This window comes from Bradyrhizobium sp. HKCCYLRH3099 (assembly GCF_051167855.1).
GTDB lineage: Bacteria > Pseudomonadota > Alphaproteobacteria > Rhizobiales > Xanthobacteraceae > Bradyrhizobium.
In genome coordinates, this window is sequence record NZ_JBNPTW010000006.1 from 154,751 (window position 1) to 169,137 (window position 14,387).

Below are 14,387 nucleotides of genomic sequence, written 5' to 3' on the forward strand. Positions count from 1 at the left end.
ATAGAATATAGGATTAAGCGCGCGACATGAAGCCTCAGGAGATCCCGGATCAGAGCGCGGCCAATTTGGCCGGTGCCTTCGCTGCGATCGAGCGGCTGTCGGACACGGCGGTCGATGATCTCCGTCGCATGGTGGCGGTGGATACGAGTTTTCCGCCCGGCGCCGGCTATGAGCAGTTCGCCGATCTGATGGAGCAATTCGCGGCACCGTTGGCGCTGGATTGCGAACGCGTCGTCGTGCCCGAGGAACTCTGGCGGGCTCCCGGCGCCTATGGACCGCGCACCAACGTGATTGCGCGGCGAAGCTCGGGCAGGCCGGTGCTCGGGCTGTATTTCCATGTCGACACGGTGCCCGCTGCGCCGGGCTGGATCAGTGATCCGCTGCAGCTCGCTCGCGAAGGCGATCGCCTCATCGGCCTCGGCGCCGCGGACATGAAGGGTTCGATCGCAGCCACGCTGCTCGCGCTGCGCGCCGCGCGGCAGACCGGCCTCGTGCTCGCCTATGATCCGATGCTGCTGTTGTGCACCGACGAGGAGGCGGGGCTCTATCCAGGCGTCCGCTATCTGGCAGAGCAGGGACGCCTCGAAGGGCACATTCTGAACTTCAACGGCAGCGCCATGCCCCGAATCTGGGCCGGCTGCTTCGGCCTGTTCACGCTGACGGTGCGCGTGCGCGGCAAAGCGGCCCATGCGGGTGAACAGCGCAGCGCTGGCGCCAACGCGATCGAGGCGTCGTTGCCGATCCTCAACGCGATTGCTGGCTTGAAGCCGATCATCGCGCAGCGGACGTCGCGCCTGCCGCCACCACCGCAGGCGACCGGACCGCTGGCCGCAAGCCTCGACATCTCAGCCGTTCATGGCGGGCAATGTGGCGGCCAAATTCCGTCGCAGCTCGAGATCCTGTTGTGCCGCCGCTATGCCCCCGAAGAGGACTTTGCCGCCGCGCGCAGCGAAATCGAGATCGCGATCAGACAGGCCGCAGCTGGCCTCGACCTCGATATCATCTTGACCGGTCATTTGATGCCGACCGCCGATCCTGGCGGTCCGCATTGGCCGCGCTGGCAACGCGCGCTTTCGGCCGGGTTTGGCTACGCACCTGAGGACTTCGCGCGCTGGGGCGCGTCCGGCTGCTCCGATTTTGGCTGGGTCCAGCAGGCCACCGGCATGCAGGAGGTCCTTCTCACCGGTCTTGGCAAGCCCGACAGCCGCATTCATGCGCCCGGCGAGGCGACCACGCTGACCGATATCGTCGCATTGGCGAAATCGGTCCTCGCGTATCTTTCAGCCGAGTTCTGTCCCGAACTCTCTCCCGAACACACGACGCCCTAAGAGGATTCCGCCTAGATGTCGTCCGTCACCCGCCGCCATTTCCTTGCTGGTACCGCGCTCGCGCTGGGCGCTCTGCCGCAGATCTCTCTCGCTACAGAGGCGCCGAAGCGCGGAGGCGTGCTGCGCATTTCCGTCGATCAGGGCGCTGCGGTGATCCATCCGCTATTGGCGCGCGTCAATCCGGAATATCTCGTCACTGAGCTACTCTATTCCAACCTGACCCGGCTGAAGCCGAACATGGCGGTCGAGCCGGATCTGGCCCTGTCCTGGGAGCATGCGGCAGGCTTGACCGAATGGACGTTCAAGCTGCGGCCCAACCTCAGCTTCCACGATGGATCGCCACTCACGGCCGATGACGTCGTCGCGACCTTCAAGGCGATCCTCGATCCGAAGACCGCCTCTCCCGCGCGCACCAATGTCGGACCTATCCAGGACGTGGTTGCGATCGACGCCGCCACTGTCAAGTTCATGTTGTCCGTCTCCTTCGCCGACTTCCCCGTCGCGCTCGCCTACAACAATGCGCGCATCATCCCGGCGAAAGTTGTCGCCGCGGATCTCGCCAGCCTCGCGACCAAGCCGAATGGTTCAGGACCCTTCAAGCTCGTGTCCTATGAGCCGGACCGCAAGATCGTGGTCGAGCGCAACCCGGCCTACTACGATCCGGCGCGGCCCGCACTCGATCGCATCGAGATCCTCGTCTATCCCGACCGCACGGCCGAGGCGTCGGCCCTGATCTCGGGCGACATCGATCTGATGCTCTCGACCACGCCCGGCGAGTATGAGCGGCTCGGCAAGGCCTCCGGCATCAAGGCGTTGCGGATTCCCTCGGGACAGTTTCTCAACGTCAACATGGGCTGCGACCAGAAGCCGTTCAACGACGTTCGCGTGCGCCAGGCGCTTGCGCTGACGATCGATCGCGAAGCGATGGCTGGCTTCGTGGCTGGCGGCTATGGCACCCCCGGCAACGACACGCCGCTGAGCCCCGCCTATCGCTTTTACAAGGAAAGCAAGCTGAAGACGCCTGATATCGCCAAGGCCAAGCGGCTGCTCACCGAGGCCGGCTACCCCTCCGGCATCGACTTGACGATGGTCGCCTCCGACAAGCCGGACACGCGCACGCAGCTCGGTGTTGCGATCCGCGAGATGGCGGCGCCGGCCGGTTTCCGCATCAGCGTTCAGACCATGCCGCACGCGACCTATCTCGACCAGGTCTGGAAGAAGGGAAATTTCTACGTCGGCTTCTACAACATGCAGTCGACCGCGGATGCCATCTTCAAGCTGCTCTATACGTCGGACGCGGCCTGGAACGAAACGCGCTGGAACAATGCGCGCTTCGATGAGATCGTCAATGCCGCGCGGAGCGAGACCGATGACGCCAATCGCGCGGCGCTCTATGGGCGGGCCCAGACGATGATGAGCGAAGAGGTACCGTCGGTGATTCCGGTCTTCTTCGATATTCTCGCAGCGCAGCGGTCTTACGTCGAAGGCTATCAGTTGCATCCGCGCGGATCGGTGTTCCGGTTCGATCTGGTCTCGCTCGGCGCCGGTGCGCCGAAGCGCGCCTGAGGACGAGGTCCACCGGTGTCGCTTGCCTGGCTGCTGCGGCGGCTGCTGCTCATGATCTATACGGTCGCCGTCGTCTGTGTGCTGGTGTTCGCCATCACACAGGCGCTGCCGGCCGATGCCGCGCAGACGTTGCTGGGCGAGAACGCGTCGCCGGAGGCGCTCGCGGCGGTCCGCGCACGGCTGGGGCTCAATGATCCTGTCTGGCTGCAATTCGTCCATTGGGTAGAGCACGCGGTCAGCGGCAATTTCGGCGTCTCCATGCGGACAGGTCTGCCGGTGGCGCCGGAGATGCTGACCGCGCTGTCGCGGTCGCTGTTGCTTGCCGCCGGCTCGCTTGCGCTCACACTTCTGATCGCGGTGCCGCTCGGGATGTTCGCCGCGCTCCGCCAGGGCCGGATGGCCGACACCGCAGCCAGTGTGATTGCCTATCTCGGCGTTTCCCTGCCGGAATTCGTGACTGCGACTGTCCTCGCTCTGCTGCTGACGGACATCCTGCCGTGGTTGCCGGCGACCGGCTACGTGTCGCCGCTCGAGAACCCTTCGCTGGCGCTGCGTCATCTGGCACTGCCGGTCCTGACCGTGTCGGTGATCCTCGTCGCGCATGTCATGCGCATGATGCGTTCTGAAACTCTCGACGTGCTGCAATCCGACTATGTTCGGGCCGCCCGATTGAAGGGCTTGCCGGAGCGCACGGTGCTGGTCCGCCATGTCATGCGCAACGCGCTGCTGCCGGTCATCACCATCGTTGCGCTCGACGTCGGCTATCTGCTCGGCGGCATCATCGTGATCGAGGAGATCTTTGCCATCCCCGGGATCGGCCGTGCCCTGATGATCGCCATCACCACGCGCGATCTGCCGTCGATCCAGGCCGGGGCGATGATCATGGCGGTGACCTACGCGATCACCAACACGCTGGCGGACATGGTCTATGCTCTGCTCGACCGGCGGATCCGCTATGACTGAGCTGCTCCGACGGATGATCCGCAAGCCGCAGGGCGCGATCGGCATCGTCCTGCTGGCCGTGCTCGTCGCGGTCTGCCTCCTTGGTCCGTGGCTTGCGCCGTCCGGTCCGGAGAAGATGGATTTTCTCGGCCGCTTCCGGGCGCCGGGCTGGCAGAACCTGTTCGGCGCCGACCAGTTCGGCCGCGACGTGCTGAGCCGCCTGCTGTCTGGCGCGCGCGCGACCGTTCCGATGGCACTCGCGGCGACCTTGGCCGGCACCGCGATCGGCGCGGTCATCGGTATCGCCTCGGCATATCTTGGCGGCAAGGCCGATGAGTTCATCATGCGTACCAATGACGCGGTGATGGCGATCCCTGGCCTGCTGATGGCGCTGCTGCTGGTCAGCACGCTCGGCAATGGTGCCGGCAATGCCGTAACTGCGATCGCGATCGCCTTTGCGCCGGGCATGGCCCGGGTGACGCGCTCGGTGGCGCTCGCTGTGCGCAACCAGGACTTTGTCAAGGCCGCGGTCGCGCGCGGCGAGGGCGCCCCGCACGTCATCTTCCGCGAGATGCTGCCCAATGTGATGGGGCCCATCATCATCGAGGCGACCATCCGGGTGTCGTTTGCGGTGATGTTGTTCGCGACGCTCAGCTTCCTCGGCCTGGGTGCGCAGCCGCCGGCGTCGGAATGGGGCCTGATGGTTGCCGATGCACGGCAGTACATGCACCGCGCGCCGTGGATCCTGATCGCGCCGTCGGCGGCGATCGCGCTGTCGGCGATTGCTTTCAATCTCGTCGGCGACGCGCTGCGCGATGCGCTCAACCCGCGAGACGATCGATGACAGCAGCGCTCTCGATCACCGACTACGGCCTCGACTACGAGACGCCCTTGGGCGCGATCCCCGTGTTGCGCGACGTTACGCTGGCCATCGCGCCCGGCGAGGTGCTCGGCCTCGTCGGTGAATCCGGCTCCGGCAAGAGTTCGCTCGCCTGGGCTATGATGCGGCATCTGCCGGCCAATGCGCGCGAGGTCTCGGGCTCGCTTCGGCTCGGCGACATCGATTTGCAGGCGCTAGGACCAAGACAGTTGACGGAGGTGCGCGGACGCCGGATCGGCATGGTGTTCCAGGATCCCTCCACGGCGCTCAACCCGACGCTGACCATCGGCCGTCAGGTGACCGAGGCGCTGATGCGTCATCGGGCTCTGGACGGGCGGGACGCCAGAAATCTCGCAATCGAGCTGCTCGGCCATGTCGAGCTGCGTGATCCCTCTGCCATGCTGCGCCGCTACCCGCACGAGATCTCCGGTGGCGAGAAGCAGCGCGTGATCATTGCCACCGCGTTCGGTTGCCGGCCCGACGTGATCGTGTTCGACGAGCCGACCACGGCGCTGGATGTCATCACCGGTGCGCGCATCATCGACCTGTTCGGCCGGCTGCGCGCCGAGACCGGCGTTGCCGCGCTGTACATCTCGCATGACCTGGCGATGATGACCCGCGTCGCCGATCGCGTCGCGGTCATCCGGCATGGCCGGGTGGTCGAGCAGGCGAAGGCGTCCGAGATCTTCCGCAAGCCGCAGCACGACTACACCAAATCGCTGATCGCGGCGGTACCGCGTCCGGAACGGCGGCTGGTGCACGATACGCCGGGTTCGGCCGTGCTGCTCGAGGCCAGGGCCATCGAGGTTCACTATGGCAGGCGCGGCCTGTTCCGTGCGGCGCCGCCGCCCGCGACCCAGGCCGTCAATGTCGACATCCGCGTTGGCGAAATCGTCGGTCTTGTCGGTGAATCCGGTTCTGGCAAATCGTCGATGGCGCGGGCGCTGACCGGGCTCGCGCGATTCTCCGGCGCGATCAGCTTCGATGGCCGGACGCTGCATGGAGCCGGCGACATGAAGCGAGGCTATCGCCGCGATGTCCAGATCGTCTTCCAGCATCCGGATTCCTCGCTCAACCCACGCCACCGTGTCGGCGAGATCCTGTCGCGGCCGCTGAAGCTCTATGGTGGCGATCTGTCGTCGGTGCGGCGGCTTCTCGAGCAGGTACGGCTCCCGGCATCCTATGCGGAACGCTGGCCGCATCAGCTTTCGGGCGGCGAGAAGCAGCGCGTCGCGATCGCCCGCGCCTTCGCGGCGCGCCCGCGACTGGTGATCTGCGACGAGATCACCGCGCCGCTCGACGTCTCCGTGCAGGCCCAGATCATCGAGCTTTTGCTGGCACTCCGTGCCGAAACCGGCACGGCCTATCTGTTCATCACCCACGATCTGAATCTCATCCGGCAGATCGCCCATCGCATCGTCGTGATGCGTCACGGTCAGCTTGTCGACAACCGCGCCGTCGATGCCTTCGGCGCCGAGGATGTTCACCCCTATACACGCGAGCTGATGGCGGCTTCGCCCGTCCCGGTCGGCTGACCGCAAGGAATACATCACATGGACCGCAACGATCTGCTCGCCCGTATCGATGTCCCGGCTGCGCTCGCGCTGCTGTCGCGCATGGTGCAGCACAAGAGCTATTCGAAGACCGAGGGCGAGAAGCAGCTCGCCACTTTCATGGCCGATCAGATGCGCAAGATCGGTCTCGACGCCGCCGTTGCGCCGTTCGGCAACGAGGGACGTGTCAACGCCGTCGGGCGCTGGAAAGGAACCGGTGGCGGCAAGAGCCTGCTGTTCAACGGTCACGTCGACACCAACCCGGTGACCGAGGGCTGGACGGTCGATCCATGGGAAGGAAAGGTCGACGACAAGTTCATCTACGGCATCGGCGTCTCCAACATGAAGGCCGGCGACGCGGCCTACTTCTGTGCCGTCAAGACGTTGATCGACGCTGGTGTCAAGCTAAGAGGCGACGTGATTCTGACCTATGTGGTCGGCGAGCTGCAGGGCGGCGTCGGTACCTATTCGCTGATCGAGCAGGGGCTGCGCGCGGACTACTTCATCAACTCGGAGCCGACCGATCTCAAGGCGATGACGATGCACGCGGCCGCGTTCATGTTCATCATCGAGCTCGTCGGCAACACGCGCCATCTGTCGAAACGCGAGGAGGCGGTCGATACGATCAGCGCCGCCTGCGACCTCATTCCGCGCCTCAACGCGATGACGTTCTCCGGCGCCCGCTCGCCGGCGCATGCGGCGATCAATCGCGTCCATGTCGGCGTGGTCCATGGCGCACTCGGCCGCGAGTTGCACGAGTGGCGGACGCCGCAGGTGGCGGACTTCGTCCGCATCAAGGGCTCCGGCCGCTACGCGCCGGGCCAGACAGAGCAGGGCGCGCTGGCGGACATGCGGCGCGAGCTCGATGCATTGGAGGCGCGGTTTCCCGGCCTCAAGGCGCATCTGATGTCGGAGGACCGTGCCGGCGTCCCGACGATGCCGCCCTTCGAGGTCGCCCCGGACAGTCCGATCGTCCGCGCCATCAACGACGCCTACCGCGCCGTGCGCGGCGAGGCACAGCCGACCGGGCCGGTCGCGCCGAGCTGCTTCTATGGCACCGATGCCGGCCATCTCTATGCCTCAGGCGGCATGGAGGGAATCGTCTGCGGGCCCGGTGGCCGGTACAACACGATGCCGGACGAGCGCGTCGACATTCCCGACTATCTCGACATGATCCGCATCTACATGCTCGCCATTCTCGACATCTGCGGCTGAGTACGGCTCAAGCGGCGGCCGCCTGCTGCTGGAACTGCTCGAACGCCGCGATCGCGTCGGCGGCGTACATCAGCGACGGGCCGCCGCCCATGTAGATCGCCATGCCGAGCGTCTCCTCGACCTCCTGCTTGGTCGCGCCGAGGCGGACCAGGGCCTCGGCATGGAAGCCGATGCAGCCGTCGCAGCGGACGGCGACGCCGATCGCCAGCGCAATCAGCTCCTTGGTCTTCTTGTCGAGCGCGCCGTCAGCGCCGGCCGCCCGCGCCATCGCCGAGAAGCCCTGCATGACGTCGGGGATGTCCTTGCGCAGCGTCCGCAGATTGCCGGAAATGCTCTTGCAGAGGTCGGGGAAGTTCTTGTCCATGATCGTCTCCTAGGACATCTTCGTGGTGGGTTTGCCAGGCTCGCGCAGCGCGATGTAGATCGCGGGGATGACGAGCACGGTGAGCAGGGTGGACGACGCCAGGCCGAACAGCAGCGAGATCGCCAAGCCCTGGAAGATCGGATCGAGCAGGATCGTCGCCGCGCCGATCATCGCCGCGAGCGCCGTCAGCAGGATCGGCTTGAAGCGCACGGTGCCGGCCTCGAGCACGACGTCACGCAAGGTCTTGCCCTCGCCGCCGCTGTGCCGGATGAAGTCGACCAGCAGGATGGAGTTGCGCACGATGATGCCGGCAAGCGCGATGAAGCCGATCATCGACGTCGCCGTGAACGGCGCGCCGAGCAGCCAATGGCCGAGCAGGATGCCGATCAGGGTCAGCGGGATCGGCGTCAGGATGACCAGCGGCAGCCGGAAGCTCCTGAACTGCGCGACCACCAGCACGTAGATGCCGAGAATGGCGGCACCGAAGGCCGCGCCCATGTCGCGGAAGGTGACATAGGTGATCTCCCACTCGCCATCCCACAACAAGGTCGAGTGTGACTCGTCCTCGGGCTGGCCATGAAAGCCGATCACCGGCTTCGGCAGCTTGCCCCAGTCATGCGCGTCGATGCGGTCCGCTACCGCGAGCATGCCGTAGAGCGGCGCCTCGAAACGGCCGGCGAGTTCGGCCATCACCATGTCGGCAAAGCGGCCGTCGCGGCGGAAGATCATCGGCGATCCCTCTTCCATCGTCGCCTTCACGACCTGGCCGAGCTCGACCACGGTCTTGCTGCCGGGCACGGTGTTGGCCGGCACCGGCGTGGACGCCAAGGCTTGGCTCCAGCTCTTGGCGCGCTTGGGCAGCTTCACCGCGATCTCGATCGGGTTGCGGTCCTCGCCACGATGCGAGTAGCCGACCGAGATGCCGCCGAACAGCGTCTGGATGGTGTCGTAGACGTCGCGCTGCTCGACGCCGAAGAATTCGAGACTGTCCTGATCGATCGACAGCCGCAGCCGCGGTCGCCGCTGACCGATGGAGTCGTCGATGTCGACGATGAACGGGACATCGGCAAACACCTTCTTAAGCTCGGTCGTGACGGCCCTCCGGGTCGCGGCATCCGGGCCGTAGATCTCGGCCAGCAAGGTCGCCAGCACCGGCGGGCCGGGCGGCACCTCGACGACCTTGATGCTGGTGCCGGAGGGCACCGAGACCGCCTTCAGCCGCTGCCGCAGATCGAGCGCGATGTCGTGGCTCGAGCGTTTGCGGTCGCCACGCGCGGCGAGATTGACCTGGAGCTCGCCGAGCTCAGGCCGTTCGCGCAGGTAGTAGTGCCGGACGAGGCCGTTGAAGTTGAACGGCGCCGCCGTGCCGGCATAGCTCTGCACGTTCGTGATCTCCGGCAGCTGATGTGCGATATCGGCGGCCGCGAACAGCGTCCGCTCCGTATCCTCGAGGCTCGCGCCTTCGGGCAGATCGACCATTACGGCGATCTCCGACTTGTTGTCGAACGGCAGCAGCTTGACGGTCACGGACTTGGTCGCGAACAGCGTCATCGACAGCAAGGTGGCGATGCCCACGCCGAGCAGGAAGATCCAGGCGGAGCGCTTGCTGGCGACGATCGGTCGCGCGACGCTGCGATAGATCCGGCCGAGCCGGCCCTCGCCATGTGCGTCGTGATGCGCTCCGGCCCCCGCGGCGGGGGTCTGCTTCGGCGCGAGCCGCAGCATCAGCCAGGGCGCCACGACCATGGCGACGACAAACGAGAACAGCATCGCGGCTGACGCGTTTGCCGGGATCGGCGCCATGTACGGGCCCATCAGGCCCGACACGAACAGCATCGGGAGCAGGGCGGCGACCACGGTCAGGGTGGCGACGATCGTCGGGTTGCCGACCTCGGCCACCGCCTCGACGGTTGCCTGCAGGCGCGGACGGCCGTCGCGCATGCCCCAATGGCGGGCGATGTTCTCGACCACGACGATGGCGTCGTCGACCAGGATGCCGATCGAGAAGATCAGCGCGAACAGGCTGACGCGGTTGATGGTGTAGCCCATCAAATTCGCGGCGAACATCGTCAGCAGGATCGTGGTCGGAATGACGACGAAGGTGACGAGCGCCTCGCGCCAGCCGATCGCGATCGCGATCAGGACGACGATGGAGATCGTGGCGAGGCCGAGATGGAACAGCAACTCGTTGGCCTTCTCATTGGCGGTCTCGCCATAGTCGCGCGTCACCGTGACCGCGACGTCGCTTGGAATGAGGCTGGTCTTGAGCCCTTCGAGGCGCTGCGCGATGTCGTGCGACACCACGACCGCATTGGCGCCGGCGCGCTTGGCGAGCGCAAGGCTCACCGCGGGCACGCGGTGCCACTCGCCCTTGTCGTTACGGGCGTCGTCCCAGACGCGGTGCTCGGCGAGATTGGGGCCGATGACGACATTCGCGACATCGCGCACATAGACCGGGCGGCCGTCGCGCGTCGAGATCAGCAGCAGGCCGATATCGGGAATGCCCGTCAGGGTCTGGCCCGCCGTGACGTTGCGGACGATGCCGCCGTCGCGAACGTCGCCGGCGAGGAAGGAGCGGTTGGCATCCTTCACCTTGGCGACGAGCTGCTGCAAGGTCACGCCGAACAGCGACAGTTTTTCGGGGCTGGGCTCGACGCGGATCTGCTGCGCGCCGCCGCCGGAGATGTAGGTGAGCCCGATATTGTCGACCTTGGTCAGCTCGGCACGCAGCTTGTCGGCGAGCTCATACAGATCTTTGTCCGTCCAGCGCTCCGCGGCCTCCGGCTTTGGCGACAGGGTGAGCACGGTGACAGCGACGTCGTTGATCCCGCGGCCGACGATCAGCGGCTCGGGAATGCCGACCGGGATTCGATCGAGATTGGCGCGGATCTTCTCATGGACGCGCAGGATCGCGTCTTCGAACTTGGTGCCGACCAGGAAGCGCGCGGTGACCATGACGCGGTCATCCTCGGTCTGGCTGTAGACGTGCTCGACGCCGTCGATCGCCTTGACGATCGTCTCCAGTGGCTTGGTCACGAGCTCGACGCCGTCGGGCGCGCGCAGGCCGTCGGCGTTGACGCGGATGTCGACCATGGGCACGCTGATCTGCGGCTCCTCCTCGCGCGGGATCATCACGACGGCGATAAGGCCGACCACGAGCGAGGCGAGCAGGAACAGCGGCGTGAGCGGCGAGGCGATGGTCGCCTGGGTCAGCTTGCCTGAGAGTCCGAGTTTCACGGCTGCACCAACTGGTCGCCAGCGCGCAGGCCGGACAGGATTTCAAGTCCATCGGGAAGGTCGGCGCTCGGCAGCGCGCGGCCGCGCTGCACGGGGATGCTGACCTGTTGCGCACCCTGCTGCAGTCGGACGTAGTCGATGCCGAAGCGGGTGCTGACATAGCGGGCAGGGATCACATAGGCATCGCGGTGGCCGCCGGAGATCCAGACCCGCAGCCGGTCGCCGACGAAGTACTGGCCGAGGCCGGGAACGATCGCGTCGGCGACGACGCGGCCTTCCTCGATCTGCGGATAGACGAGGTCGATCACGCCCCATTTGTCGCCGCTGTCACCGAACTCGGCGCCATCGATGCGGATCTTGTCTCCGGCCTTCAGGAACAGCGCATGGCGCTCGGGCACGCGCAGCCGCAGCTTGAAGTTCTGCTGCGCCACGGTGACGACGGGGTCGCCGGGCAGCACCACGGATCCGACGACCACGAGCCTCTTCAGCACGCGGCCATCATCGGGTGCCAGCACCTGGCCTTCGCTCATCTGCTGATTGACCACGGCGCGCTCGGCGGTCTTCGCCCGCAGCCCATTCTCGGCGACGTTCAGCGCGGTGCGGGTCTCGTCGAGCTTGACCCGGGGCAGGGTGCCGCGCTCGACGAGGCCCTCGGTGCGGGTGAAGTCGATCTGCGCCTGGTTGGCCTGCGCCTGCAGCGCCTCGATCTGGGCGTCGAGCGATTTGAGTTGCAGCGCGAGCTTCTCGTCGCCGATCAGGGCGATCGGCTGGCCGCGCTTGACCGGGTCGCCCTCGCGGACGGAGAGCTGAGCAACCGTGCCCCCGATGCGGCCGCGCGCCGGGACGACGCTGACGCTTTCCACGGTCGCGAACACCGCCTTCTCGTCGGCCACCTGGCGCGGGGCCACCGTGAGCGTCTCGGCCTTGGCGGGGACCATCTGCCAGCTCATGACGGCGATCAAGCTCAGGAGCGATAATCTGCGCATTGGCTTCATCCTGTTTTCATTTGAATCAAATGGGGCGGCCGAGCCAAACGGGCGGTCCAGACATCTCACCGGACTGCGGGTTCCCACTTGATGCTGCTCAACTTGCTTGCGGTGAATGGTCATAGTCTCGATCCGGATTTCGGCGGCGGCGCCGCGCAATAGACCTGATAAAGCGTCTTCAGGACCTCGCGGGCCGGCTCGCTGCTGATCGAATAGTAGATCGTCTGTCCGTCCCGCCGTGCGATGACCAGGCCATCCTTGCGCAGCAGCGCAAGATGCTGCGAGACGGTCGAGTCGCGCAGGCCGAGAGACGCAGCCAACTCGCCGACCGAGCGCTCAACGTCGACCAACTGGCAGATGATCAGGAGCCGATGGCGGTTCGACAGCGCCTTCAGGAGGTCGCTGGCCTGGTCGGCCGCCGCTTCCATGGTGTCAGCATCAAATTTCATGGTTGCGTATATACGAAGATGCGAATATATAGTCAAGGCCGGCCTGGGAGATTGAGGTTGAGCAGAACAAAAACGAAGGAAGGCGAGGAGGACCCAATGGCGGACGTTGTCGTGATCGGAGCGGGGCTGAGCGGCTCCTTGATGGCTTATGAATTGCTGCCCCAGATGCGAAAGGAGGATCGCGTGACCGTCATCTCGCAAGGGTCCTCGTATCATTTCGTACCCTCCAACCCGTGGGTGGCGGTGGGCTGGCGCAAGCGCGACGACATCGAGATCGATCTCGTCGACGTCATGCAACGCAAGGGCATCCGTCTGCTGACCCAGGGTGCCAAGCGGGTGCACCCGGACGACAACCAGATCGAGCTGACCGACGGCGCCATGGTCGCCTACGACTATCTCGTCGTCGCGACCGGCCCCGAGCTCGCCTTCGACGAGATCCCGGGGCTCGGCCCCGATGGCTATACCCAGTCGGTGTGCCATGTCGACCATGCCGCGCATGCCAAGGTGGCGTTCGACAAACTGGCCGAGAAGCCGGGGCCGGTCATCGTCGGTGCGGTGCAGGGCGCGTCGTGCTTCGGGCCGGCCTACGAATTCCTCTTCATTCTGGAGACCGAGCTGCGCCGCCGCAAAATGCGTGACCAGGTGCCGATGACCTTCGTGACCTCCGAGCCCTATATCGGCCATCTCGGCCTCGACGGCGTCGGGGATACCAAGGGGCTGCTCGAAAGCGAGATGCGCGAGAAGCACATCAAGTGGATCACGAGCGCGCGCGTCACCAAGGTCGAGGACAGCCGGATGGTCGTGGAGGAGATGGCCGACGACGGCTCGGTGCGCAAGACCCATGAGCTGCCGTTCGCCTATTCGATGATGCTGCCGGCGTTTCGAGGCGTCGGCGCCGTCAGGGGCATCGATAAGCTGACCAATCCGCGCGGCTTCGTCATCGTCGACAAGCATCAGCGCAACCCGGCCTATCCCAACGTGTTCGCGATCGGCGTCTGCGTCGCGATCCCGCCGATCGGGCCGACGCCGGTGCCGGTCGGCGTGCCCAAGACCGGCTTCATGATCGAGTCGATGGTCACCGCGACCGCGCTGAACATCGGCGCGCTGCTGCGCGGGCAAGAGCCGAAGACGCAGCCGACCTGGAATGCGATCTGCCTTGCCGATTTCGGCGATTCCGGCGTCGCCTTCCTGGCGCAGCCGCAGATCCCGCCGCGCAACGTCAACTGGTCGTCGAAGGGGGAGTGGGTGCATTACGCCAAGGTCGCCTTCGAGAAGTATTTCCTGCGCAAGATGAAGCGCGGCACGCCCGAGCCGTTCTACGAGAAGTTCCTGCTCGACCGGCTCAACATCGCAAAGATCAAGGAAGTCAGGACGGGCACATGAGCGAGACCTTTCAACTGGTGTGCGGCCATTGCGGGCAGATCAACCGTCTGCCGGCGGGCCGTGCGGCCACCCAAGGCAAATGCGGCAAGTGTCACGCGCCGCTGTTCTCCGGTCATCCGATCGAGGTCGACCAGGCTGCCTTCGCGCGCCACCTTGCGAACAGCGACCTGCCTTTGCTGGTCGATGTCTGGGCGCCCTGGTGCGGGCCGTGCCGGGCGATGGCGCCGATGTTTGCGCGCGCCGCGCAAGAGCTCGAGCCGCGCGTGCGGCTCCTGAAGCTGAATTCCGACGAGGCCCCGGAGGTCTCGGCCAAGTTCGGCATCTCCGGGATTCCGACCCTGCTGCTGCTGCACAAGGGCCGGGAGCTCCAGCGGATTTCGGGTGCGATGGATTCGCAACGAATCGTCGCCTGGACGATGTCCGGCCTGCGGCCGTGAGGCCACGGCACGGGCTTGATTACGCTCAAATGCAACCATGGAGGACC

General features: G+C 65.8%; 12 protein-coding genes. 8 read left to right on the forward strand and 4 right to left on the reverse strand.

Going from position 1 to position 14,387, the window contains the following annotated elements; translation table 11 throughout:
• The first annotated feature begins 26 nt into the window (after positions 1 to 26).
• From ACQR1Y_RS14915 to ACQR1Y_RS14940, 6 genes are read left to right on the forward strand one after another with little or no spacing between them, the layout of a single operon-like run.
• Entirely contained in the window at positions 27 to 1,328 is a 1,302-nt protein-coding gene (locus ACQR1Y_RS14915) for a M20 family metallopeptidase (protein WP_434857309.1), read from the forward strand.
• Positions 1,329 to 1,343: 15 nt separating this feature from the next.
• Positions 1,344 to 2,894, forward strand: a complete 1,551-nt coding sequence (locus tag ACQR1Y_RS14920) for an ABC transporter substrate-binding protein (protein ID WP_434875724.1) — start codon at positions 1,344 to 1,346, stop codon at positions 2,892 to 2,894.
• A gap of 15 nt (positions 2,895 to 2,909) precedes the next feature.
• On the forward strand, positions 2,910 to 3,857 hold the full coding sequence (locus ACQR1Y_RS14925) for an ABC transporter permease (protein ID WP_434875725.1): 948 nt from the start codon (positions 2,910 to 2,912) through the stop codon (positions 3,855 to 3,857).
• On the forward strand, positions 3,850 to 4,680 hold the full coding sequence (locus tag ACQR1Y_RS14930; protein WP_434857306.1) for an ABC transporter permease: 831 nt from the start codon (positions 3,850 to 3,852) through the stop codon (positions 4,678 to 4,680). The genes ACQR1Y_RS14925 and ACQR1Y_RS14930 overlap by 8 nt, the downstream gene beginning before the upstream one ends.
• Positions 4,677 to 6,251, forward strand: a complete 1,575-nt coding sequence (gene nikE / locus ACQR1Y_RS14935) for a nickel ABC transporter ATP-binding protein NikE (protein ID WP_434875726.1) — start codon at positions 4,677 to 4,679, stop codon at positions 6,249 to 6,251. The genes ACQR1Y_RS14930 and nikE overlap by 4 nt, the downstream gene beginning before the upstream one ends.
• 18 nt (positions 6,252 to 6,269) lie before the next feature.
• On the forward strand, positions 6,270 to 7,484 hold the full coding sequence (locus ACQR1Y_RS14940; protein WP_434875727.1) for a M20 family metallopeptidase: 1,215 nt from the start codon (positions 6,270 to 6,272) through the stop codon (positions 7,482 to 7,484).
• A 7-nt stretch (positions 7,485 to 7,491) separates the two neighbouring features.
• Here ACQR1Y_RS14940 and ACQR1Y_RS14945 read toward each other — a convergent pair whose 3' ends face one another.
• The 4 genes from ACQR1Y_RS14945 to ACQR1Y_RS14960 all read right to left on the reverse strand — a co-directional run bounded on the left by ACQR1Y_RS14945 (position 7,492) and on the right by ACQR1Y_RS14960 (position 12,499).
• Positions 7,492 to 7,848 carry a carboxymuconolactone decarboxylase family protein gene (locus ACQR1Y_RS14945; protein ID WP_434875728.1) on the reverse strand — a complete coding sequence of 119 codons (357 nt, stop codon included), beginning with the start codon at positions 7,846 to 7,848 and terminating at the stop codon, positions 7,492 to 7,494.
• A gap of 9 nt (positions 7,849 to 7,857) precedes the next feature.
• Positions 7,858 to 11,085 (reverse strand): efflux RND transporter permease subunit, encoded by a 3,228-nt coding sequence (locus ACQR1Y_RS14950; protein WP_434875729.1) that lies wholly within the window; start codon positions 11,083 to 11,085, stop codon positions 7,858 to 7,860.
• Positions 11,082 to 12,071, reverse strand: a complete 990-nt coding sequence (locus ACQR1Y_RS14955; RefSeq protein ID WP_434875730.1) for an efflux RND transporter periplasmic adaptor subunit — start codon at positions 12,069 to 12,071, stop codon at positions 11,082 to 11,084. The genes ACQR1Y_RS14950 and ACQR1Y_RS14955 overlap by 4 nt, the downstream gene beginning before the upstream one ends.
• Before the next feature lie 119 nt (positions 12,072 to 12,190).
• Positions 12,191 to 12,499, reverse strand: coding sequence for an ArsR/SmtB family transcription factor (locus tag ACQR1Y_RS14960; RefSeq protein WP_434876021.1), 309 nt, complete (start codon positions 12,497 to 12,499; stop codon positions 12,191 to 12,193).
• Between the two features lie 117 nt (positions 12,500 to 12,616).
• Here ACQR1Y_RS14960 and ACQR1Y_RS14965 point away from each other — a divergent pair, with 117 nt between their 5' ends.
• Complete coding sequence (locus ACQR1Y_RS14965; RefSeq protein WP_434875731.1) at positions 12,617 to 13,903, forward strand: NAD(P)/FAD-dependent oxidoreductase; 1,287 nt, start codon at positions 12,617 to 12,619, stop codon at positions 13,901 to 13,903.
• A complete protein-coding gene (gene trxC / locus ACQR1Y_RS14970) occupies positions 13,900 to 14,340 on the forward strand; it encodes a thioredoxin TrxC (RefSeq protein WP_434875732.1) in 441 nt (146 codons plus the stop codon). Before ACQR1Y_RS14965 ends, trxC begins: the two co-directional genes overlap by 4 nt.
• The last annotated feature ends 47 nt before the right edge of the window (positions 14,341 to 14,387 follow it).

Coding starts and splice junctions, on each gene's coding strand:
- ACQR1Y_RS14915 (WP_434857309.1), top strand. CDS start 27: ATGAAGCCTCAGGAGATCCCGGATCAGAGCGCGGCCAATTTGGCCGGT.
- ACQR1Y_RS14920 (WP_434875724.1), top strand. CDS start 1,344: ATGTCGTCCGTCACCCGCCGCCATTTCCTTGCTGGTACCGCGCTCGCG.
- ACQR1Y_RS14930 (WP_434857306.1), top strand. CDS start 3,850: ATGACTGAGCTGCTCCGACGGATGATCCGCAAGCCGCAGGGCGCGATC.
- nikE (WP_434875726.1), top strand. CDS start 4,677: ATGACAGCAGCGCTCTCGATCACCGACTACGGCCTCGACTACGAGACG.
- ACQR1Y_RS14940 (WP_434875727.1), top strand. CDS start 6,270: ATGGACCGCAACGATCTGCTCGCCCGTATCGATGTCCCGGCTGCGCTC.
- ACQR1Y_RS14945 (WP_434875728.1), bottom strand. CDS start 7,848: ATGGACAAGAACTTCCCCGACCTCTGCAAGAGCATTTCCGGCAATCTG.
- ACQR1Y_RS14955 (WP_434875730.1), bottom strand. CDS start 12,071: ATGCGCAGATTATCGCTCCTGAGCTTGATCGCCGTCATGAGCTGGCAG.
- ACQR1Y_RS14960 (WP_434876021.1), bottom strand. CDS start 12,499: ATGGAAGCGGCGGCCGACCAGGCCAGCGACCTCCTGAAGGCGCTGTCG.
- ACQR1Y_RS14965 (WP_434875731.1), top strand. CDS start 12,617: ATGGCGGACGTTGTCGTGATCGGAGCGGGGCTGAGCGGCTCCTTGATG.
- trxC (WP_434875732.1), top strand. CDS start 13,900: ATGAGCGAGACCTTTCAACTGGTGTGCGGCCATTGCGGGCAGATCAAC.